Here is a 21,654-nt window from a genome sequence, read left to right on the forward strand (position 1 = left end):
CACAATATTTTCTGCTTGGCCTCTTTTTATAACACCAGTTCAGACAAGATCTTTTTCATGACTGCATATTATCGTCTTCTCTTACCCCTCCTGCTGCTGAGTGCTTGTAAACTGCCCGACTCAACAGAACGGGCCTTATACGGCAACCAATCCTCAACATGGAATGCGCCCGCTACAATTGCTCCCTATCCACGTGCAAAACTTGAAACCCTGTTTGCGCAGCTTAACCTTCAGCTTCCGCCTGACCTACCTGAAGCAACGGCCATGACGTTTCAGGCAACAGCCTTGCCTTCAGGGTTTGTTGCCGTATCGCGCTACAAACTTTCTGTGTCTGCCATTCATGTGCCGGAAACAGGCGCTGGGCGGGAAAGCGCTATTGCCGTGAACTCCCTTCTCTTTAACCGTCTGGTTCTTTCAGCAACCAACACGGACACACCAGCACGACAAAAAGAAGAGACACTTGCTTTTCTGCCTGCCGGAAAAAATAATAACTCCACTCTTATCTATCCGCCTTTTCCGGCGGCAAACCCTCTGCTTGTTTCTTTTGATGATGGCTATACCCTCGCCAAAAAACCTACCTTCAGTTTCCAGATTACATCTCCGGGGCATGCGCCTTACATCGTCCCCTTTATGACCGAAAGTCTGCGCCAACGCATAAAACTCTTCCGCGCGTGGCTGCTCCAGGCGGAAGCCAAGGACGATGCAGAGTTCTATGGCAAAAACAAACTCGCCTACCCTGTTAAAACAGAGAATATGATGGACTTCCTGCGCGCTCGCGGTAATCAGCATCTCTACCCGTTCGCAGCACTTCAGGATGGACGTGAAGGGCTTGTTTCCGTCTCATGCCAGTTCCTTAATCCCACAGACAAAACGTGGCACTGCAAGGCCACCAAGACCATTGGCGGCCAGGATTTTGCTCTCTCGGTCGTAACGTATTTGGAAAGTGATAAGGTGAAGCCGCCAGCATCGGACGCCTCTCTCCCACCTAATCTGGCTCACATCTTTAAAATGCGCTTCCTATTGGACAACTGACGGCAAGCATCTTGGTCCTGCACACCAAGCGCACCAGATGAGAAACAATCCACTCTTGACGAAACAGGGCCGCTTTCGCATAAACAGTTCAGTTTGGTGCTTTGAATTTTCTGCACCCCGCCCTCGTGATTTGTAAGGCCGGCTTGCGGCGAGGTTAAACAAGCGCGCTAAAGAGGCTTTGGGCAGCGGTATTCTGCCCATTGTTTCCACGGTCAGGTGAGCATAATGACTGAAGCGGAAACACACCCCTCCGTGTCTCTCTTCGGCCCATTATGCGCAGGAAAGAACCGGATATTTCGTTATGAGCGACCATAAAACACCTTCTGCATGGCGCCCCGCCACCCGCCTGCTCCATGCTGGACTGGAACGTACCGAGTTTGGGGAAACCAGCGAGGCCCTCTTTCTGACCTCTGGCTTTGTTTATGACAACGCCGAACAGGCGGCCAAAACCTTTACGGGCGAAGTAGAGCATTACCAGTACAGCCGCTTTGCCAACCCGACCGTCACCGCCCTTGAACGCCGCCTTGCTGACCTTGAAGGGGCAGAAGCGTGCGTTGCAACCTCTACAGGCATGGGCGCTGTGTCCTCCGCACTCCTTTCCCATGTGCGGGCTGGCCAGCGCGTTGTTGCATCCCGCGCGCTTTTTGGCTCCTGCCACTGGATTGTTGCCAACCTGCTCCCGCAATATGGTGTAGAAACCGTATTTGTAGATGGCGGAGACCTGAACGCTTGGGCTGAAGCCCTCTCCCAACCCACCGCAGCGGTACTGCTGGAAAGCCCGTCCAACCCCATGCTGGATGTGCTGGACCTTCAGGCTATTTCTGATCTGGCCCATAAGGCTGGTGCGCTGGTTGTGGTTGATAACGTTTTTGCGTCTCCACTTTATCAGAAGCCATTGGAACTGGGCGCAGACGTTGTTGTGTATTCCTGTACCAAGCACATTGACGGTCAGGGCCGCGTGCTTGGGGGTGCTGTACTGGGCCGGAAAGACTGGATTACGGAAACACTCCAGCCGTTTACCCGCAATACCGGCAATGCGCTCTCCCCCTTCAACGCATGGGTCATGCTGAAAGGGCTTGAAACCCTCTCCCTGCGTGTAGATGCCATGGCCCGCAATGCTGCAACTGTTGCGGATTATCTGGCGGATGCTCCGGGCATTCTCAGCGTGCGGTACCCAGGCCGCAAAGACCACCCGCAATACGCTCTGGCCCAGAAGCAGATGAGCGGTGGCAGCAGCATGATCGCCTTTGAAGTGGCTGGCGGCCAGGAAGGCGCATTTGCCTTTATGAACGCTCTGCAACTGATCGCAATTTCCAATAATCTGGGTGATGCCCGCTCTCTGGTTACCCATCCCGCCACCACCACCCACATGAAAATTGGGGCGGAAGAGCGCGCACGCCTTGGTATTTCCGATGGGGCCATCCGCTTCTCAGTCGGCTTGGAAGATAGCGCTGACCTGATCGACGATCTGGCACGCGGCATTGCGGCACTCCCGCAGGGCTAAACCGTTTTCCGTGCCCTTTCTGCCACGCTCGTAAGGTAGAAAGGGCGCGGACGGCTTTTCTGGCTTTCCACTTCATGATAGGGGCTAGGGTCCAACTGCCCATTGTGTTTGCACACACTGACTTTTCCCTGTGCAGCAACACAGTTTCCATCATGCAGGAGCACGAGCGCCTTATGCCCGATTGGTCGGCTTCTCCGCCCATGTCTCAGGACCCGGAAGATGCACTCAACGAACTGTTTGCCTCCGTTCCGGCGTATGAGGCCGAGACGGATGGTGTGCGCGTTATGGTGCAGGTGTTCTGGCTTCCTGACCAGTCTGAACCTGATGATAATATCTACTGCTGGGTTTACCGCATCCGTATAGAAAATGCGGGGCCTGCCACGGTACAGCTCATGGAGCGGACCTGGCACATTACGGACGCAGGCGGCCGCACAGAATACGTGCATGGTGAAGGCGTGGTGGGTGAACTGCCCGTGATCCGCCCCCAGTCCGGTTTTGACTATACATCGGGCGTCTCCCTCACAACGGCCAGCGGCTTCATGTCCGGTTCTTATCAGATGCGGGACTTCAAGACTGGCCGCCGGTTTGACATTGCTATTCCCGCTTTCAGTCTGGACAGCCCTTTCCAGATCAGACAGATCCACTGAACTACTTGACGATCAGCCCACGCAGGAGAATGGCATGAGCAAAGACCCTCTGCCCGACAACACCGACCGTCCCTCTCGTCAGGACGCAGAACGTGCCGTACGCACCCTGCTCCGCTGGGCAGGTGACAGCCCGGACCGTGAAGGCCTACTGGACACACCCGCACGTGTGGTACGGGCTTACGAAGAGTTTTTTGAAGGGTACAACACAGACCCCCATACCCTGCTGGAACGCACCTTCTCTGAAGTGGAAGGGTATGACGAAATTGTTCTGTTGCGTGACATTCGTTTTGAAAGCCATTGCGAGCACCACCTTGCCCCGATTATTGGGCGTGCCCATGTGGCGTATCTGCCCAACAAACGAGTAGTTGGAATTTCCAAGCTGGCACGCGTGGTAGATGCCTACGCCCGCCGCCTGCAAATTCAGGAACGCCTGACAGCCCAGATTGCCAACACAATTAATGACGTGCTGGAGCCAAAAGGGGTGGCAGTTCTGATTGAGTCTGCCCATGAGTGCATGACCACACGCGGCGTACACCGCCCCGGTGTGTCTATGGTTACAAGCACCATGCTGGGTGTGTTCCGCGATAACTCTGACACACGTCAGGAACTTCTGGCCCTACTTAACCGCCCTTCTGCCTGCGGCGTATAATATAGCTTTGCAGCCGGTGGTCTAACCGGCTGCAAAATACCAGACTATCGCCTTTTAATGCTTTATCTTTCAGGACGCCTTAGTCATTGCGGTGATAAATTCACCTGTCAGCCCGCATGTGCTGCTTAAAATGCTAGTCCGTACACACCAGATTTGGTGTGGAGAATTTGAACCGGGCTCTGCAAAAATAAGACCAAAACATAAAACTATATTTCAAATCATGCTTTTTCCAAAGTTATCCAGCTCTATCCTGTCACATCTTTATTTCAAGAGATAATTTATTGATCGTACCAGAGACCATCTAATCACACACAGAACACCCCACAAAACCAAAGTCTATTTCTGGGAAGTCCTAAAGTGCACTGATGATCTCTATGCCCAGTAAAATCACTCTTCCCTTTTATGGGACAACCACTGACTACAAGAGAATTTTTTATATCAGAAGGCAATTTATACCCTACATTTCTATAGGTAATATGCTCTTCTGATTTAACCTCCAACACTTCTGTTTAAGTAAGAATTTTTACCAGTCCCACCTTAAGCAGTCGTTTTTTTCCTTATGCCGCACACTCTGACCTAACTTCTCTTCAGTCAGGTGCTTTCTCATCCAGATGGTAAATAATTTTTACGCGGTTATCGTGATGGGGATGCGTGACTTCAGGTTTGATGCTGATGCCAATATTCTTCTTGGTGTAGAGTAATTGCATGGCTTTTTCATCTGCAAGCATAGCCACGGGTGTTACTGTCTGACCAGGGCGCAGACGCGTTGCGTCATGAAGTGCAGTTTTAGAAACATGCAAATTCCCGTCAAACGACACACTATCCAGCACAAGCTGTTGCTCAGCCGCATCTGCCGCTGCCTCTTTGATCTGCCATGTTACCTTCACGGACTGACCATTGAGCGATAATTGCTGATGCACATCACCCGTCAGGTGATGCTGTTGATAAACTTTCATGATTGCCTGCAGGCCTTCCGTAATACGGGCCTGCGGCACCTTATCCCCTACTTTGAACGGCACAGCCGCCAGCAGCGTGGCGGTCGGAATGCGCTGGTTACCCGTAAGGGTCAGGCTTTCAATTTTCAAAGGAGCGGAAACGGGCTCAAAGGGTTTGGCAGCAACATTGCCCGGCGTTTGTGTTGGGGCATCAGAAGGTGGAACGGACGTCGGCACTTGTGCATGCGCCGTAACACTGCCCCCTATAAGAGCAAACCCGAGCGCGGCGCAGAAAAGGTGTTGACGCATAAAACGGTTCCATCCTGTTGAACATCATCCGCATGATGCACAACAGGACGCTGAAGGCCAATGCCTTAAATGGAGACGGTTGCCCCCAGAACATTCAAAAACTGCGCCAGCCACGCCGGGTGCGCGGGCCATGCTGGAGCTGTCACCAACTCACCATCGGTTATGGCGGCATCTACTGCAATGTCTGCATAGGTTGCGCCTGCAAGCTCAACTTCCGCCCGACAGGCCGGATACGCTGAGACCTTGCGCCCCTTGATGATATTGGCTGCGGCAAGAAGCTGCGCACCATGACAGATTGCGGCCAGGGGCCGGTCAGCAAACGCCTGCACAATCTCGATCACACGCTTGTGCATGCTCAAATGCTCCGGCGCACGACCACCGGGGATAATCAGGCCGATATAGTCATCCGTATCAATGTCTTCAAACGTGGCATTCAGCGTAAAATTATGACCCCGTTTTTCGCTGTATGTCTGCGCGCCTTCAAAGTCATGAATAGCGGTAATAACCGTATCGCCAGCTTTTTTACCGGGGCTTACAACGTCAATCTTGTATCCCAGCATCAGCAAAGCCTGATACGGCACCATAATTTCGTAATCTTCAACATAATCACCTGCCAGCATCAGCAGTTTGACATCTTCAGTCATGGTGACCTCCTTCCTTCAGCCCTTCACGCAGGCGGGGCATGAGTTCAACAAAATTGCAGGGCCGGTGGCGGCTATCAAGCTGGAAGAGCAAAATGTCGTCCCAGCCGTCTTTTACAGCGCCGGTTGAGCCTGGCAGCGCAAACAGGTAGGTTCCCTGCGCAACACCAGCCAAAGCCCGGGACTGGATTGTGGATGTGCCGATTTTCTTGTAGGACAGCATCCGGAAGAGCTCACCAAAGCCTTCAATCCGTTTTTCTAAAACGGTATCGAATGCTTCAGGGGTCACATCGCGGCCAGTCACCCCGGTTCCGCCACTGGTTATAACAACGTCAACTGTAGGGTCGGCAATCCAGCTCTTCAGCTTGGCGGCAATCTTGGCCACATCATCTGACACAATGGCCCTGTCAGCCAGAATGTGCCCCGCAGCCTCCAGGCGAGACACCAGCGCCTGACCAGACGTATCCGTCTCCAGTGTGCGTGTGTCTGATACAGTCATCACGGCAATACGCACGGGCAGAAAAGGACGGTTTGTATCTATTTTGCTCATGGAACGCTTTTACTACCTCGTTTTCTGATGCTTTGAGGCATCACTCTTTTATTAAAATACAGGGTAAGGCTACAAAATCACTATGAAAACGTCTCTTTACGGAACCAGGTGACATAAAAATGTTTTAATATTTTTATACTCGGCCCCTACACCTTTCCGTTATTCAGATACCACTAGAACCAATACAGAGATCATGCACACATCTTCTCCCGGCTTTTCTTTATTCCGCTCTCTACCTCTTGCCTGCCTACTGGCTGCTGGCTTCTCGACTCAGGCCCATGCCCAGTTACTGGCTGGGGGCAATAGCGCTGCAGGGCTGTGGCCCAGCCTGGAGGCGAATAATGAAGCAAACCCGGTGGAAGATCCCGGCCCGCTATTTTCTGCGCCCTACGGGCACAACCATTTTTTTGGTGACTGGTGGGGTGCCCAGCCGTGGCTGCTGGATCACGGTATTCACATTCTGGCCGACGTTCATGAAGAGCTGGCAGGCAACTTCCGGGGAGGCCGCAGGCAAGGTGTTACCAATGCCGGTCAGGTTGGGGTGGAGCTGGATGTGGATTGGGGCAAGCTGACACGCACCAGCTTCATGCAGGGCTTCTGGAGCCACATGATGGTTGTGAACGGGCATGGCCGCAACCTGAGTACCGACTATATTGGCGACTCACTGGGCGGTGTGCAGCAGATTTACGGCGCCCGCGGCAACGTGGTGGCCCATCTTGTTTACCTGTATGGTGAAAAGGCTCTGCTGAACAACCATGTTGACGTTAGTGCAGGCTGGATTCCGGTAGGAAGCTTCTTTGCGGCATCCCCCCTCTACTGCATGTATATGAACGTAGCCGTGTGCGGTAACCCCGCCCCTAACAAATACACGGAAGGCAACCGCGACTGGCCATCAGGAAACCTCGGGGCTGTTGTGCGGGTCATGCCTACGAACGAGACCTACATCATGGGAGGTCTTTTTGCCGTCTCCCCTCACGCCTTCAACGGCGGTATTTCGGGGTGGGCATGGGCACAGGATGGCTTGGGCAAATTTTCATCCCCCGTTGAAGTGGGGTGGATGCCTTCTTTCGGGAAAAATCACCTCGTAGGCCATTACAAGGCTGGCTACAGCTACGATAACTCCAAATATATTGACCTGTATGCTGACAAGAATGGTGACCCATGGGTGACCAGTGGGCAACCTGCCCGTTACCATGCGGGCCGTTCCAGCGCCTGGGTACATGCTGACCAGATGCTTGCCCGCAATGGTGAGGGACCGACCAATGGCCTGATAGCCCATGCTGGCTATATGTGGACCGATGGCCGCACCACGGCCATGTCTCACCATATCTGGGGTGGTTTTCTGGAAACCGGAGCCGTGTGGGGCCGCCCGCTGGATAGTATTGGTGTCATGTACCAGTGGCTAAAAATGAGCCGTACTGTTGCCTTGCAGCAGGAGGCCTCTCTTGCCGCAGGTCTGCCGTTTCAGGGCAACCAGTGGGGCACGGCCTGGGGTATTCAGACGCATGAGTCCATATACGAATGTTTCTATAATGCTCATGTTGCCAATGGCCTGACACTCCAGCCAGACTTTCAGTACATCAACCGCCCCGGCGCCACCACCACCTTCCATGATGCAGCAGTGATGGCGCTTCAGCTCAACGTAGTTCTGTAAAACTTTCCAGCGATTGCAGGCTTAGGAGGTTACCCCCAAGCGCTGCAAAGCTTTCTGCGTGGCAGGTCAGAACCAGAATCTGGAAACGGCTGGCTGCGTCAGTCAGCACATCAAACAGCCGCTCCAGCCTTTGGGAATCTGAAAAACTCAAGGCATCATCCAGCACAAGCAGGCTGTTGCCAGTCTGGCTTTGCAGCAGTTCCGCAAAGCCCAGCCTGACCAGCACGGCAATCTGCTCACGCGTGCCGTCAGACAGTTTTGAAAACTCTTCTGTCTGCCGCCGCGTAATGGCTTCCACCCCAAACTGCGTGTTCAGGGTCAACGCCCCACCGGGGAACAGACTGCTAAATGCGGGCTGCATGGTTTTGACAAGCGGCGCAAGATAACGCTCCGTTTGTTCCTGCTCTGCCGCACTCACCGTCTGCTGAAGCAAGGCCAGTGCTGCGCGGCTCCGCTCATACCCCTCGCGGTCCTGTTTAAGGCGCTCGACCGTCCGCTCCGTGGCGGCTATCTGTTCATCCAGCCCGTCACCTTCGGCAAAGCGCACATGCGCCTCCCGTTCCCGAATCTCAATCTGCAACTGGCTGATACGGGTACGGCTGGCTTCCAATTTCTGCTCGTACCGGGCAATGCCACTTTCAAGTGTTGCAAGCGGTCTGGCCTCTGCACGGTGCTGCTCAAGCTGCTCCAGTCTGGCCGTGGCAACGGCCAGATCTTCCCGGGCCTGCGTCAGGTCTGCGGCCAAGGCATCATCTGTTTTGTGGCTCAGATAAACGGTTTCCTCACGCTGGGCTTGCTGAAGTGCCTGTCCTACTTCCCGCACAGCAACAAGGGCTGCCTGCTGCTGCGTGTGCGCTGTGCTAAAAACCGTTTGCGCCTCCCGCTCCGCCTGCCTTGCGGCCTCTGCCTGACGCGCAGCCTGATCTTCCGCCTCTGCTGCGGCCTCCGGGCTCACTGCATCCTGCGCCACACCGGAGACTTGAAGTGCGGCTACAGCCTGTTCCGACAGCGCACACTGAGCCTCCTGTTCCGCCACCGCTTTACGCAAGGCAACCAGATGCGCGGCCCCCTGCTCTTTCCCTGCCTGCCCGTGCGGCAAGCTGGCGTGGTAGGTTGCGCGCGCCTCGGTCACCCGCGTTTGTGCCTGCCTGTAGCGGGCATAATGCGTTGCCGCATCTGCCATGGTCTGGCAGCCCATTTGCTGTAACAACAGAGCTCTCTGTGCTGCCGCCTGCTCCCACTTGCCAGCAAGCCCGGTCTGGTCCTGCTGGGCTGGGCTGATGGTTACCGTGCCTACCCCGGCTATTTCCAACACGGTTTCCTGCAAGACCTGCTGGGACGTTTCCTTACAGGCGGCTCCGTTAATCTTAACCTGCTCGGCAGCCTCTGGCAGCAAGGTGAGCGTGAGCGTTGGGGCTTGAGCCTCCCTCTGGGCCTGCAACTGGGCACACAGGCGGTCCGCCTTGTGCAAACGGTCCATACAGGCATCGTCAACGCAGCGCAGAGCAGCCAGCACGGCTTCTGCCTGTTCAAGCTGTGTGTAAGCAGCTTCAACCCGGCGTAAGGAAGCCTGCTCCTGCCCCAAACGCTGCTGTTGGTGTGCAAGCCCTGCTTGCTGGGCAGACAGGGCACGCTGCCTGCGGGCCAACTCCTGAGCTGCCTCCGCAGCCTCCCGCGCCTGACGCGCCTGTTCCACACGCTGCTGGGCCTGTTGCATACGCGGTTCTAGCGCGTCCAACGCCTGTTGCGCTGCTGTCTGGCTTTTAGTCAGCTGTTGTATGCGCTCCCTGTTTTCCTGGCGGCTCTGCTGCTCCTGCTTCAGGTTAGTGGAGTGAACCTGAGCCACATTGACCGTGGCGCGGGCTGCCTGTTCTTCTGCTTCAAGTTTGGTCGCTTTGTCCCGTTCCACGCGGAGGGCGGCCAAAGCGGCCTCGTCCTGCATTTTCCGGTCCGGGTTGGCCTGCTCCTGCAAAAGACGGCGTGCCTGTGCCAGAGCAACAAGGTCTTCTTCCAGCCTGTTTTTGCGGGCTTCAAGCTGCGCCAGCAGGTTTTCCGCTTCGGCTTCCTGCTCCATGGCTTTTTTATAAAGACCTGTTGGACGGCCAGTGGCCGTTTGCAACAAACCAAGCTGCTCCTTAACTCTTCCCAACACGGCTGAGGCCGCAGCGCCCCCGGTTACAACCTCTACCCCTTGTGACAGGCAGGAGCGAATACTGGCGTGTCCGGCCTCACTCAACGCGGGCAATGCAAAACTTTCGCCCTGCCCAACAAGCAGGGCATTCCATAACCCGGCGGCCTCTCCACGGCCTGCTTCCGTCAGCCCCAGCATAAGGCGAAGCTGCTCTTCTGCCTCGTCTCCCTCATAGCGGTCCGGGCCGCGCGTCAGCCGCATACAGCTTCTGGCCAGAAAGCGTTTTTCAAGGGCACACGGTACGCCGTTCCATGTGAAACGTAGCAGAACATGCGGGGCGCTCCCGCCATAACTAGCTAGATCCTTGATCGGTTGGCTTTTGGAGGTATGGCGCAGGGTCAGGGCGGCGCGAAGCGCCATAAGGAGGGTGGATTTTCCGGCCTCGTTCGGGGCGGCCAGCACATTCAGGCCGGGCTTCAGCCCACCCAACGTGACCGGAGCTGTAAAACGGCGGAACCCTTCAACCTGTAATTCGGTCAGAATCATGCTGCCGCTCCTTTCCCGTCATTCCAGAGCAGGAACAGGCGTTGCAGGGCATCTGCTGCAATTGCTCCTTCCTCCCCTCCGCCCTCGGCCTGTTTCAACAACGTTTGCGCGGCACTCCGTATTGCCCCGGAGGAGCCGAAGCGGTCCAGATCATCCAACCCGGCCGAGAGTTGAGGGGAACCCGCAACCCGCAGGCACGCAACGGCTGCACGCAGCCTGCGCGTAATCGTGCTTTCATAGAGTGCCAGATCATCCACACTCAGCAGGCCCGTCACTGTAAGCCACGCCAGTACGGCACCGGGATTATCCGGCGCTATGCTCCGCACGCGGGCTTCCAGCGCCTGAATGTCTTCCGCCGTTGTGAGCGTAACAGCATCCAGCTTTTTCCAGATATAATGCCCGGTACGATGCCGTTGAATGTCTGGCACCGCATGTGCTCCCTGCACGGTCACGACCAGAGCCTCACCGCCTCCACCACCACCGGTTGTAAAACGGTCTGTTTCAGGGGTTCCGGCGTAACAGGTTCGGGCATCAATCTGGCAGAAGCCATGCCAGTCCCCTAGCCCCAGATAAGCCAGCCCCGCCTGCTTTGCGCGGTCCAGTGCCAAAGGGTTATGCTGTGCTTCTTCCCCATTCCCAAAACCCGTAACAGACCCATGCGCCAGACCAATACGGACGGCACCGGGCGGGGTCGGGGCGTCATTCATATAAGCCGTAAGGTCTGTCAGCACATGGCGGCGTTCCAGCACGGCGGGCAGCAACCAGACATTTTCAGCACTATCGATTTGTACCGCGCCGGGCTGGCAATGGACTGTTACGTTCTCAGGCACACCGCCATCCCGCATCAAACGGTGCCACACACCATCGGGGGTATGGGCATCATGATTGCCCGGTATCAGGTGCCAGTGCAGGTCTCCAAAATCACGCATCCGCTCCATAGGCTGGTACAGTGTGCGCTCAGTGGGGGTTTCGTGCTCGTAAATATCACCAGCAACCAGAACATGCGCAGCCCCCTGCGCACGGGCCAGCAGACCGAGCCTGCGGATAACATCCACACGTTGAGCCTGAAGTGCTCCCTGTGTTTCATCATCCACAAAACGGAAAGTACGGCCAATCTGCCAGTCTGAGGTGTGAACGAACTTCATGCCCTGTGTCCTGCTGCTGCCTAAGCCTATCAGGAACATCACATTTTCAGGACAAAGGCCATGCGGCCATGCCCGGAACGGCATAGTGGAAAGCAGGCCGCAGGCCCACTCAACCGCCCTTTGCAAACGATCAGAACAGTGATCCCTTGCAACCATTGCAAGGCTGCCACGCACCAGATACGACACGCAGAACATTATATTTTATTTTAAGAAGTTAAGACCTTTCATGGATTCGGCATCCTTTGCGGAGCAGAAGGCACATGGCAGGCTGTTTTTACAGATCATGCCACTGCAAGCGGTACGGGCGGGGAGAGGATGACAATACGACACCCAGCCGCATCAACAGTCGGCTTCTGGAGTGGTGTGGGCATGCGCCTGCCGCGCGGGGTATTTCCGCCCGGCTGGTTTCAGTTTTGCCTGCGGACATGGCTTTCCGTGGTGCTCGCTCTGGCCACTGCGTTCTGGCTACAGCTTTCCTCGCCCGGCTCCGCTGCTGTAACGGTCATGATTCTGGCGCAACCACTCCGTGGGCAGGTGCTCTCCAAAGCCGTGTATCGGCTGGTTGGCACATTTGTCGGGGCATTTGTCGCGCTGTTTCTGACCGCCTGCTTTAATCAGGAACGAGGAGTGCTGTTGGGTGGCGTGGGGCTATGGCTGGCCTTCTGCACCATTGTGGGCACCTTGGAAAAAGACTTCCGGGCTTACGCTGCCATGCTGTCCGGCTATACGGTTGCCATTGTGGCCATTAGCTGCATAGACAGCCCCCAAAATGCTTTTGACGTCACCATTAACCGTGTGTCCGCCATTGTTGTGGGCATTGCAGCCACTGCTGCCGTGAATGACTTTTTCGGCTCCCCGACCGCATGGGAAAAGCTGGCTGCAAACCTTAACCGCACCGCCAGCATGGTCCGCCGTATTGCGCAGGAGGCCATAGCTGGCCACGGCATACCGGACGAAGCCGCCTGCGCCGGGCTGGCCGGCGAAATTATTGCCCTGACCACTCAGGTCTCCTACGCCAAGACGGAACTGCCGGACGCCAACATAAGGCTTGCGGGTGCCCGCTCCGCCATGGTGGCCCTGCTGGAAATGTTAAGCTGTAGCCGGGCCATTGCCTATGTGCTGCGGGGCGGCGAAATTTCCGGCCCGGTGCTGAACCATATCCGCACGGCGTATGGGGACGGCACGCCTACCACCACCACGCGCCAGGCCGTCAGAGACCTTGAGGATCTGGCACGGGAAGCGCACGCCACTGAAGGCGGCCGTGGCCCCACGCTGGATGAGGCCTGGCTGATTGAACGCTCCATGGCACTCCTGTCTGACACGCGCTGGGCCGTGGATGGCATTGACGCATTTGAAAATGGCCGCCGTGCCCGCACTACCGCCCCTGACCTCAAGATTGAGCAGCATCAGGACGTGATAGCCGGGCTTCTGGCCGGGCTGCGCACCCTGGTTGGCTTTAGTGTTGCCGCAGGCCTATGCATTATTTCCAACATTCCCAGCACCTTCACGGCGCTTTCCCAGGTCGCAATTATCCTCACGCTCGCGGCAACCACCTACAATGCGCGGGGGTATGGCATGGGGGCTCTTATTGGCACCCCGTTGGCAATTGCGGTCGCCGCAGTCCTGAACTTTGCGGTGCTGCCACACGGGGCGGACATGCCGTTTCTGGCCATGGCCATCATCCCCGTTATTTTCGGCGGTTGCCTGTTGATGATGAACCCCAAGACCGCAACGGTAGGCTTTAACGCCGGGGTGTTCTTTTTTGTTATTCTCGGCATTGCCAACGAACAGAATTACGAACCCGCCGGTTTTATTGACCGCAATGTGCTCTATCTGTTTTCAGCCATTGTTATTTTTATTGCTCTCGTGTTGCTGCTGCCCCCCTCCGCCAACAAGCGGCGCTTCCGGGTAGCCATCACAATCGGGCATGATCTGCGCAAACAGTTTGAAGGCCAAGGAGAACAGGCTGGGTCCGCCCTGATCAGCCGCCATTATCATCGCCTCTGCCGTATTCTGGAATGGAACAGCTACCTCCCCTCCAATGCCGCAAAAACCCGCGTCTTCACACGCCTCTCCAGCCTTGATGAGTTGAATGTGGAACTAGCGCGGGCACGCCGACACCTTCAGCGTGCCGCCACCATTCCCGCCATTCGTGCGGACGCGGAGGCTGCGTACCGGTCAACCGTTATCTACAATATTGATGCCGCACTCTACCGTATGCGCCACAAGGCACGGTTACTGCTGGACCACAGTGTTGACCTGCCACATGGGCAGATGGCTACAGCACTTGCTGCCGTATCCGCCATGGTGGGGGCCATTCGTCTGCTGGAACACAATCGCTCGGCCATACACCTGTATGATCTGCTCCCTGTGCCTGATCAACGCTGGAAAGCCTTCTGATGGAAGACAGTCTGAGACCTGTTCTGGATATCGGGGGGCTGCTTGTCTCGTCTTTTGTGGTGCATGCCGGGCTGGCTATTGTCACGCTGCTGGTGCTTAACCCCCTGCTGGCCAAAGTGGGGGCACGGCGGGTGATCTGGAATGTGCCTTTGGCTGAATTCGGGCTGCTTGTGTGCCTGATCGGCTTTTATACGCTTGTCTTGTGAGAGGATTTTCCGACCGTGTTTGAACGCGCCCGCCGCGCCCTGCAATTTGTTACGACCGGGACAATCCTTGCTGTAGCTGCCGTTGTTGGCCTTGTTTTATGGGACTACTATACCGCTGCCCCCTGGACCCGTAACGGGCAGGTGCGCGTACAGGTGGCGGATATTGCCCCGCGTGTGTCCGGCCAGATTATTGCCGTACGCGTGAAGGATAACCAGTTCGTTCACGCGGGTGATATTCTGTATGAAATTGACCCGTTCGACTTCAAAGTAGCCGTTGCCACCGCCACAGCCAAAGTGAATGAGCGGCAGGCAGATATGGTGCTGAAAGACGCCCAGCAGAACCGCCGTGACAGGCTGACGGAAGTTGCTGCCTCCCGCGAGGAAAAGCAGGTTTTTCAAGCCACCGCCGATATGGCCAAGGCCCAATATGCGGATGCCATGGCAGCTTTATCCCAAGCCAAAATCAACCTTGACCGTACGGAAGTGCGCAGCACCGTTACTGGGTATGTGAACAACCTGATTATGCGTGTGGGTGACTTTGCAACCGCTGGCAAACCCAACGTGCAGGTGATTGATGCGTCCTCCTACTGGGTGGATGGCTATTTTGAAGAAACAAAAATACGGGCCATTCATATTGGTGATCGGGTCCGTATGGACCTGATGGGCTACCGCGCTCCCATGTGGGGCCACGTGGTTAGTATCACCCGTGGTATTGCTACACCTAACGCCACGCCCTCTACTCAGGGCTTGCCATCGGTTGACCCTGTGTACACGTGGGTCCGGCTGGCGCAGCGTATTCCTGTGCGTGTGCATATAGACAGCATTCCTCCCGGCACCCAGTTAGCCGCAGGCATGACGACCACCGTGACTGTGGTTGGCAGCAAAGGCAAACGCGCGCACGATACCCTGACCGAAGTCTTTGACCGCCTGCATGACACATTGCTGGGTGGCACCGGAGGCAGCGGTAACAGGAATTAACCCGCTGCTCCATGACATGGCCGCATGACACGTCTTGCAGCCTCTGGACAATGCAGAACGGGGCTGGCACGGAGACTGTCATGATGTGCTCATTTTCGCGTTTCTGGTCAGCCTCATGGGGCTTGTGTGGTGTGGCCATGCTCCTAACGTTCAGCGTCCCCACTCAGGCCGCCACACCCCTTAAGGGGCGGGCGCTGGTCATCACCGCCCCCTGCCTGAGCAAGCTGCATATCACTACGTCCGATACCCTGTCTGGGGCTGTGCTGATTGATCAGCCCCTCCCCCATGGTATCAGTGCGACTGTGGGGCAAGATGGCACAATCACCGTTGCCCAGAATGGCTGCACAGCGACAGCCCCCCTTACCACGGGTCTGACCATCACCACGCGCCCGGACCTCCCCCTAACCATAGCAGAGGCTGGGCGTTCTGCTGTTCTGCTGGACGACCGAACCGGAACCGTTTTTATCCGTGCAGGCTCAGGGCCTGTTGAAATGGGTAAGGCAGGAGAACTGGGGCTGGTGTCAGCCTCCACAGGCCCACTGACCATCCGCACCCTTTCTGACTCCGCCCGCATTCGCTCAGAAAAAGCAGCGCCCGTTACAATCCGGAAAATAACGGCACCCGCCATTGCCCTCTATCTGGGAGGTTCCGCCACATTTGACGGACAGGCAGGCCATCTACAGGCACTGGAAATTACGTCCGACAGCACGGGAGATGCCGTGATGCATGGTGAGACGGATGTTGGCGTGTTCCACATTATGTCCAGCGGCAATATTATTGTGGACAAGGTGGGAGACACACTGGCGACACAACGGGACGGGAGCGGCAAGATTATTCCTGATGCCGCCGCCCCTCCGTCCCCTGCGCGCTCCACGCATGTTACGGTTATTCCTGCATCCCAGTAAGCCATTGGCCATGTGGTGTTTTTAGCACGGCGGCCACGTTTTTATTGTTCCTGAATGACAACATTAGGCAGAGTGTGAGATAAGCGCAGACCTCCCCATATTCTCACATGGGGTGTTTTGTGCTGCGCCTTGTGGGGTGGCTTTTTTTCTATCCAAGGAAACTCAGGCTTGTCTCTTTGCCGGCTTTTCATCATGCGCCCCGTCGGCACCATTCTTATGGCTATGGCCTTTGTATTGGCAGGGGCTTTTGCTTACAGGGCCATGCCGGTTGCTGACCTGCCCAATATTTCCGTGCCGGTTATCTATGTTGTGGCCACCCAGCCCGGCAGTTCTCCGCAGCAAATGGCCAGTTCCCTCACCACACCGCTGGAACGCCACCTTGGCCAGATAGCGGGCCTGAGCAGCATGCGCTCTGAGTCGACAGACAAAGACTCCTTCGTCCTGCTGTTTTTTGATGATAGCCGGGACATTAACGGTGCCGCGCGTGATGTTGAGGCCGCCTTGCAGGCCGCCCGACGGGATATGCCCAACACGTTGCTGATGACGCCGCAATACTTCAAGGCCAACCCGTCTGACAGCCCCATCATGCTGGCCGCCATGACGTCCGACACACGCTCCCCCACAGCCTTGAGAGACCTTGCGGAAACACGGCTGAAACCCCTGTTGGCCGGGGTTAAAGGCGTTGGCTGGGTAGAGCTGGTCGGTGCATCCAAACCCGCCGTGCGCGTGGAAATGAACCCCGCCATGCTGTATAAATACGGTATTGGGTTTGAAGACGTCCGGTCCGCCTTGGCATCTGCCAATGCCAACACGCCCAAAGGGTTTATTGAATCCGGCGGGCAGCGTTTTACGCTGGACACCAATGACCAGGCACGGACAGCCGAGCAGTACCGGGAACTGGTGATTGGTTACCGCAATGCCCGCCCGGTGCGATTGACCGATGTAGCCACAATACGGGATGGCCCGCAGGATGAGCGGAAGGCGGGGTGGTACGATAACAAGCCCGCCATCATTACCGTCATTCGCCCGCAACCCGGCGCGAATGTCATTGAGGTGACAGATGCCATCCGTGCCCGCGCAGCCCTTTTGAGCAATGCCCTGCCAGCCGATGTCAGCTTCAAACTGGTGTCCGACCGATCGGTCTCCATTCGTGGGGCACTGGAGGATACGCAATATACGCTGCTTATCTCCGTCCTGCTGGTGGTTGTGGTGGTGCTGGCGTTCCTCCGCAGTTGGCGTTCCACTCTTATTCCGGCCATTACGGTGCCTATTTCTCTGGCGGGTTCCCTTGCCATCATGCACCTGCTGGGGTTCTCGCTGGATACTCTGTCCCTGATGGCGCTGACCATCGCCACAGGCTTTGTGGTGGATGATGCCATTGTGGTGGTGGAAAATATTGCCCGTCACATGGAGCAGGGCATGGGCCGGATGGAAGCCACGCTTCTTGGCTCGCGCGAGATTGCATTTACCATTCTGTCCATCACCATTTCACTTATTGCGGTCTTTCTGCCGCTCCTGCTGTTGGGAGGGGTGCCGGGGAAAATCTTTTTTGAATTCGCCATGACGCTGACAACGGCTGTGTCTGTGTCTTTTTTTCTGTCCATCTCCCTCACGCCAATGATGTGCGCCTATATGCTCACCGTGCATCATGAGGACGCAGAGGCAGCCGCACAGCCTGCCCGCCCCAACGTTATGGTCCGTGCCGCGCATGGGTTGGCAGATGCTACAGATGCAGGCCTTGAATGGGTCTTGCGCGGCTACAGGTCCTCCCTACGCTGGGCCTTGCGCCACCCATGGATTACGCTTTCCACCCTGCCGCTCAGCTTTTTTGCGACCATTGCCATTCTGGTCATTATGCCAAAAACCCTTCTTCCGGCTGAAGATATCTCGCTGATTGAAAGCTTTTTGAGTACGGACCAGACCAGTTCCTTCACCGCAACATCCGGCAAGGCGCGCAAAGTGATTGACGCCATGATGGTGGACCCGGATGTGGAAGCCGTTCTGGGGTTTGCGGGGGAAGATGCTGCCAACAATGCGCAGGTTTTTGCGCAGCTGACCGATAAGGCCTCCCGCTCTTCCACCCCGGAGCAAATTGCGGCCCGTGTTCGTAACCGCGTTAAGGATGTGCCGGGGCTTACAGCCAGCATCTCCAACTCGGGCGATATCAATGGGGGCGGCCAGCGCCAGCATGAAGGCACATATAGCTATGTGTTTCAGAGCGATAATGATGACGATATTTATACTTGGGTGCCCCGCATTACAGAGGCGCTACGCAAAAACCCTGTGCTTGTTGGGGTAAGCAGCCACCTATCCAGCAAAGGTGCGGCCATGCATGTGCTGATCCAGCGTGATACAGCCGCCCGCTACATGATAACCCCACAGTTGATTGGCAACGCGCTGTATGATGCATACGGCCAGAGAACAGCATCGGCCATCTCCACCCCGCTGACCACATATTATGTGGTCATGGAGGTAGAAAAAGCCTTCCGTGAAAACCCGGAAATTCTCAAAACGCTCTGGGTTTCAACGGCTGGGGGCACAGCGTCCGGGGCAATAGCCTCCAACACCGTGCGGGTAAAAATGCCCACCGGGGCATCTGCATCCCGCGCGACAACGCTGAGCGAGCAGTCTTTCCGCAACTCCATTGCCAACCGGCTGGCTGGCGGCGGTGCTGGTGCCTCTAACGGGTCTGCCGTGTCTTCCTCATCAGAGACAATGGTGCCGCTGCCCACAATTGCCCGGCTGGTTACAACCCCTACCCCGCTGGAAGTCAGCCATGAAAACGGCTTTATTTCCGGCAGTATCTCCTTTGACCTTGCCAACAAAAAAACTGTGGATGAGGCAGAAAAGGAGATCCAGAAGGTCATGGTCTCGCTGCACACGCCACTGGCCTTGCATGGCGGGTTTACCGGCCAGGCCGGTGACATGAAGAAAAACCTGATTAACGAGTTGCTGGTTTTTGTGGCCGCACTGGTCACCATGTATGTTACACTGGGTGTGCTGTACGAAAGCTACATTCAGCCCCTTACCATTCTCTCCACCCTGCCGTCTGCCGCAGTGGGAGCCATGCTGACCCTTTGGGTTTGCGGTCAACCTTTCTCCCTGATCGCCATGATTGGCGTTATTCTTCTGATTGGTATTGTGAAGAAAAACGCCATTCTGATGATCGATTTTGCCCTGCATGTTGAGCGCGACCAGGGTCTGCCGCCGTATGAGGCAATTTACTCCGCCTGCCTGACGCGCTTCCGCCCTATCCTGATGACCACTCTGGCCGCCGCTTTTGGGGCGGTTCCTCTGGTGTTTGGGCACGGGTACGGGGCGGAGTTGCGCCGCCCCTTAGGTATTGCCGTTATTGGCGGGCTGGCTACCAGCCAGTTGCTTACGCTGTATTCCACACCGGTGGTCTATCTGCTCATGCATAGGCTGAGCGCCTGGTTTAGCCGCACACTGCACCGTATTGGGCGGCTTTTTGGGCGTATGACCGGGGCCAAGCCTCTTCCGCGCGCTTAGCCGCCGGGGCATTGGTGTTTCCGTTCAAAAACGGCTAAAGGCAGTGCAGCAGTCCGGCGGGGCATGGTCCATGCCGGACAGTCTGAACACCATATCAAACTGCCCTCAGGCAGTGCAGAGATCAGGAGCCTACCATGTCAGACACCCCAACAATGCCAGACCGTCTGTCCGTTAATCCGGAAAGCCCTTTTTATAATGAAAAGCTGCTGGAACGCGGCATTGGTGTACGCTTCAAAGGCGTAGAAAAAACCAATGTTGAAGAATATTGCATCAGCGAAGGCTGGGTGCGTGTTGCCGTTGGCAAGACTGTTGACCGCAAAGGCAACCCCCTGACCATGAAACTTCAAGGCCCGGTTGAAGTTTGGGTTAAAGACGAAGCCTGATAAACGCAGGGCACCCCATCAATTAACGAATTACATTAACTGATGAGGTGTGTTAGGTTGAATCATTAACTATTAAAGCACCATTCAAGGGAGACCGCACATGGCCCAGCCAGAACCCGGCAAAACGCCGGGCCTCCGCTACACTGTTGTTATTGTAGGGGGTGGTGCCGCTGGCATTGCCGTTGCCGCACGGTTGCTGCATGAGCGCCCCTCCCTTGATGTTGCGCTGATTGAACCCTCAACCACCCATGCCTACCAGCCCGGTTGGACACTGGTTGGTGCGGGTGCCATGTCCCTTAAAAGCACGCTCCGGCAGGAAGGCGGGCTTATTCCCAAAGGGTGCACATGGATCCGTGCGGCAGCAGCCACATTCCAGCCGGACGATAACACCGTAACACTTGCTGATGGCCGTACCGTTGCGTACCACCGCCTTGTTGTCTGCCCCGGCCTGCAACTGGATTGGGACAAGATTGAAGGCCTGAAGGAAACGCTGGGCCGCAATGGCGTGTGCAGCAATTACTCCAAAGATACGGTGGACTATACTTGGACGTGCATCCAGTCCCTCTCTGGTGGTACAGCGCTGTTTACCCAACCGCCCATGCCGATCAAATGCGCTGGTGCTCCCCAGAAAATTGCGTATCTGGCTTCTGATTACTGGCGCAAGCACGGAACGCTGTTCCGCACGAATGTAGAATTCTGCCTTGCGGGTGACGCCCTGTTTGGCGTGGCGTATTTCCGCCCGGCTTTGCAGGAGGCTGTCGATTACTACGGCATCAACCTGCAATATAAGCACACACTGGTTGCCGTGAACGGCCCGGAACGCAAAGCCACATTTGCCGTCACCAACCCCGAAGGCAAGACGGAGCATGTTGTCAAAGACTTTGACATGCTGCACGTGACCCCACCCCAGAGTGCGCCAGACTTTATCAAGCAAAGCCCACTGGCGAACGAGGGCGGATGGCTGGCTGTAGACCCGGCAACGCTCCAGCACACGCAATATCCGCTGGTATTTGGGCTGGGGGACGTTATTGGCACATCCAATGCCAAAACCATGGCCGCCGCCCGTGCCCAGACCCCTATTGTTGTGGCCAACCTGCTGGCGTCCCTTGATGGCAAACCATTCAGCGGTGCTTATGATGGTTACGGCGCCTGCCCGCTTACGGTTGGTTATGGCAAAATTGTTCTGGCTGAATTCCTTTACGGTGGCAAACCAGCCCCCAGCTTCCCCTATGACCAGCGTAAGCCAAGCCGCTTTGCATGGTTCCTGAAGACAACAGTCTTCCCCCGCGTTTATTGGGACATGATGCTGAAAGGCCGGGACATTACCGTGCCACACCACCCGGAATGGTCTAAATCCTGATTTTTCAATACTCTATGGTGAGTAGCGACAATAAAACCCCCAGCCTTTCCGGGCTGGGGGTTTTTGGGTGAGTACGGATGCCTTCTGCCTGTGCGGCAGTGAACCAAGAGTCTCAGAGGGGAAACCTGGATGGGATTTTCTGAGCTGCCTGTGCGGCAGTAAACTGTCG

General features: G+C 56.3%; 17 protein-coding genes and 1 riboswitch. Of the genes, 12 read left to right on the forward strand and 5 right to left on the reverse strand.

Annotation, left to right across the window (positions count from 1 at the left end; genetic code table 11):
- Positions 1-57: 57 nt before the first annotated feature.
- The 4 genes from Abci_RS07910 (at position 58) to folE (ending at position 3,832) form a co-directional block, all read left to right on the forward strand.
- Positions 58-1,032, forward strand: a complete 975-nt coding sequence (locus Abci_RS07910; RefSeq protein WP_048838623.1) for a hypothetical protein — start codon at positions 58-60, stop codon at positions 1,030-1,032.
- Positions 1,033-1,144: 112 nt separating this feature from the next.
- Positions 1,145-1,224, forward strand: a riboswitch (SAM riboswitch).
- A 109-nt stretch (positions 1,225-1,333) separates the two neighbouring features.
- On the forward strand, positions 1,334-2,536 hold the full coding sequence (metZ, locus tag Abci_RS07915) for an O-succinylhomoserine sulfhydrylase (RefSeq protein WP_048838624.1): 1,203 nt from the start codon (positions 1,334-1,336) through the stop codon (positions 2,534-2,536).
- 173 nt (positions 2,537-2,709) lie between these two features.
- A complete protein-coding gene (apaG, locus tag Abci_RS07920; RefSeq protein ID WP_048838625.1) occupies positions 2,710-3,183 on the forward strand; it encodes a Co2+/Mg2+ efflux protein ApaG in 474 nt (157 codons plus the stop codon).
- A gap of 34 nt (positions 3,184-3,217) precedes the next feature.
- Positions 3,218-3,832: a GTP cyclohydrolase I FolE gene (gene folE, locus Abci_RS07925; RefSeq protein WP_048838626.1), complete on the forward strand. Its 615-nt coding sequence runs from the start codon at positions 3,218-3,220 to the stop codon at positions 3,830-3,832.
- A gap of 587 nt (positions 3,833-4,419) precedes the next feature.
- Here the strand turns inward: folE and Abci_RS07930 are convergent.
- The 3 genes from Abci_RS07930 to moaB all read right to left on the reverse strand — a co-directional run bounded on the left by Abci_RS07930 (position 4,420) and on the right by moaB (position 6,267).
- Complete coding sequence (locus Abci_RS07930; protein ID WP_048838627.1) at positions 4,420-5,076, reverse strand: POTRA domain-containing protein; 657 nt, start codon at positions 5,074-5,076, stop codon at positions 4,420-4,422.
- 65 nt (positions 5,077-5,141) lie between these two features.
- Positions 5,142-5,720 carry a DJ-1/PfpI family protein gene (locus tag Abci_RS07935; RefSeq protein ID WP_048838628.1) on the reverse strand — a complete coding sequence of 193 codons (579 nt, stop codon included), beginning with the start codon at positions 5,718-5,720 and terminating at the stop codon, positions 5,142-5,144.
- The gene (gene moaB, locus Abci_RS07940; protein ID WP_048838629.1) at positions 5,713-6,267 is read right to left on the reverse strand and encodes a molybdenum cofactor biosynthesis protein B; all 555 of its coding nucleotides are present in this window, start codon (positions 6,265-6,267) and stop codon (positions 5,713-5,715) included. The genes Abci_RS07935 and moaB overlap by 8 nt, the downstream gene beginning before the upstream one ends.
- A gap of 193 nt (positions 6,268-6,460) precedes the next feature.
- Here moaB and Abci_RS07945 point away from each other — a divergent pair, with 193 nt between their 5' ends.
- Entirely contained in the window at positions 6,461-7,921 is a 1,461-nt protein-coding gene (locus tag Abci_RS07945) for a carbohydrate porin (RefSeq protein ID WP_048838630.1), read from the forward strand.
- Here Abci_RS07945 and Abci_RS07950 read toward each other — a convergent pair.
- Positions 7,905-10,598, reverse strand: a complete 2,694-nt coding sequence (locus Abci_RS07950; RefSeq protein WP_048838631.1) for an AAA family ATPase — start codon at positions 10,596-10,598, stop codon at positions 7,905-7,907. The genes Abci_RS07945 and Abci_RS07950 overlap by 17 nt on opposite strands.
- Entirely contained in the window at positions 10,595-11,743 is a 1,149-nt protein-coding gene (locus tag Abci_RS07955; RefSeq protein ID WP_048838645.1) for a metallophosphoesterase family protein, read from the reverse strand. The genes Abci_RS07950 and Abci_RS07955 overlap by 4 nt, the downstream gene beginning before the upstream one ends.
- 315 nt (positions 11,744-12,058) lie before the next feature.
- On the opposite strand from Abci_RS07955, the gene Abci_RS07960 reads away from it, so the two are divergent.
- The 7 genes from Abci_RS07960 (at position 12,059) to Abci_RS07990 (ending at position 21,485) form a co-directional block, all read left to right on the forward strand.
- Entirely contained in the window at positions 12,059-14,143 is a 2,085-nt protein-coding gene (locus Abci_RS07960) for an FUSC family protein (RefSeq protein ID WP_048838632.1), read from the forward strand.
- Positions 14,143-14,349, forward strand: a complete 207-nt coding sequence (locus Abci_RS07965) for a DUF1656 domain-containing protein (RefSeq protein ID WP_048838633.1) — start codon at positions 14,143-14,145, stop codon at positions 14,347-14,349. Before Abci_RS07960 ends, Abci_RS07965 begins: the two co-directional genes overlap by 1 nt.
- Positions 14,350-14,364: 15 nt before the next feature.
- Complete coding sequence (locus tag Abci_RS07970; RefSeq protein ID WP_048838634.1) at positions 14,365-15,327, forward strand: efflux RND transporter periplasmic adaptor subunit; 963 nt, start codon at positions 14,365-14,367, stop codon at positions 15,325-15,327.
- Positions 15,328-15,407: 80 nt separating this feature from the next.
- Positions 15,408-16,232, forward strand: a complete 825-nt coding sequence (locus Abci_RS07975) for a hypothetical protein (protein WP_146806979.1) — start codon at positions 15,408-15,410, stop codon at positions 16,230-16,232.
- Positions 16,233-16,400: 168 nt separating this feature from the next.
- Entirely contained in the window at positions 16,401-19,742 is a 3,342-nt protein-coding gene (locus tag Abci_RS07980) for an efflux RND transporter permease subunit (protein ID WP_048838636.1), read from the forward strand.
- Positions 19,743-19,876: 134 nt separating this feature from the next.
- Positions 19,877-20,125 carry a DUF3297 family protein gene (locus tag Abci_RS07985; RefSeq protein ID WP_048838637.1) on the forward strand — a complete coding sequence of 83 codons (249 nt, stop codon included), beginning with the start codon at positions 19,877-19,879 and terminating at the stop codon, positions 20,123-20,125.
- A 100-nt stretch (positions 20,126-20,225) separates the two neighbouring features.
- Complete coding sequence (locus Abci_RS07990; protein ID WP_048838638.1) at positions 20,226-21,485, forward strand: NAD(P)/FAD-dependent oxidoreductase; 1,260 nt, start codon at positions 20,226-20,228, stop codon at positions 21,483-21,485.
- The last annotated feature ends 169 nt before the right edge of the window (positions 21,486-21,654 follow it).

This window comes from Acetobacter cibinongensis, from assembly GCF_000963925.1.
Classification (GTDB): domain Bacteria; phylum Pseudomonadota; class Alphaproteobacteria; order Acetobacterales; family Acetobacteraceae; genus Acetobacter; species Acetobacter cibinongensis.

Bases quoted from the DNA above. Each gene is read 5' to 3' on its own strand.
- Abci_RS07910 (WP_048838623.1), top strand. From the start codon at position 58: ATGACTGCATATTATCGTCTTCTCTTACCCCTCCTGCTGCTGAGTGCT.
- metZ (WP_048838624.1), top strand. From the start codon at position 1,334: ATGAGCGACCATAAAACACCTTCTGCATGGCGCCCCGCCACCCGCCTG.
- apaG (WP_048838625.1), top strand. From the start codon at position 2,710: ATGCCCGATTGGTCGGCTTCTCCGCCCATGTCTCAGGACCCGGAAGAT.
- folE (WP_048838626.1), top strand. From the start codon at position 3,218: ATGAGCAAAGACCCTCTGCCCGACAACACCGACCGTCCCTCTCGTCAG.
- Abci_RS07930 (WP_048838627.1), bottom strand. From the start codon at position 5,076: ATGCGTCAACACCTTTTCTGCGCCGCGCTCGGGTTTGCTCTTATAGGG.
- Abci_RS07935 (WP_048838628.1), bottom strand. From the start codon at position 5,720: ATGACTGAAGATGTCAAACTGCTGATGCTGGCAGGTGATTATGTTGAA.
- moaB (WP_048838629.1), bottom strand. From the start codon at position 6,267: ATGAGCAAAATAGATACAAACCGTCCTTTTCTGCCCGTGCGTATTGCC.
- Abci_RS07945 (WP_048838630.1), top strand. From the start codon at position 6,461: ATGCACACATCTTCTCCCGGCTTTTCTTTATTCCGCTCTCTACCTCTT.
- Abci_RS07950 (WP_048838631.1), bottom strand. From the start codon at position 10,598: ATGATTCTGACCGAATTACAGGTTGAAGGGTTCCGCCGTTTTACAGCT.
- Abci_RS07955 (WP_048838645.1), bottom strand. From the start codon at position 11,743: ATGAAGTTCGTTCACACCTCAGACTGGCAGATTGGCCGTACTTTCCGT.
- Abci_RS07960 (WP_048838632.1), top strand. From the start codon at position 12,059: ATGACAATACGACACCCAGCCGCATCAACAGTCGGCTTCTGGAGTGGT.
- Abci_RS07965 (WP_048838633.1), top strand. From the start codon at position 14,143: ATGGAAGACAGTCTGAGACCTGTTCTGGATATCGGGGGGCTGCTTGTC.
- Abci_RS07975 (WP_146806979.1), top strand. From the start codon at position 15,408: ATGATGTGCTCATTTTCGCGTTTCTGGTCAGCCTCATGGGGCTTGTGT.
- Abci_RS07985 (WP_048838637.1), top strand. From the start codon at position 19,877: ATGTCAGACACCCCAACAATGCCAGACCGTCTGTCCGTTAATCCGGAA.
- Abci_RS07990 (WP_048838638.1), top strand. From the start codon at position 20,226: ATGGCCCAGCCAGAACCCGGCAAAACGCCGGGCCTCCGCTACACTGTT.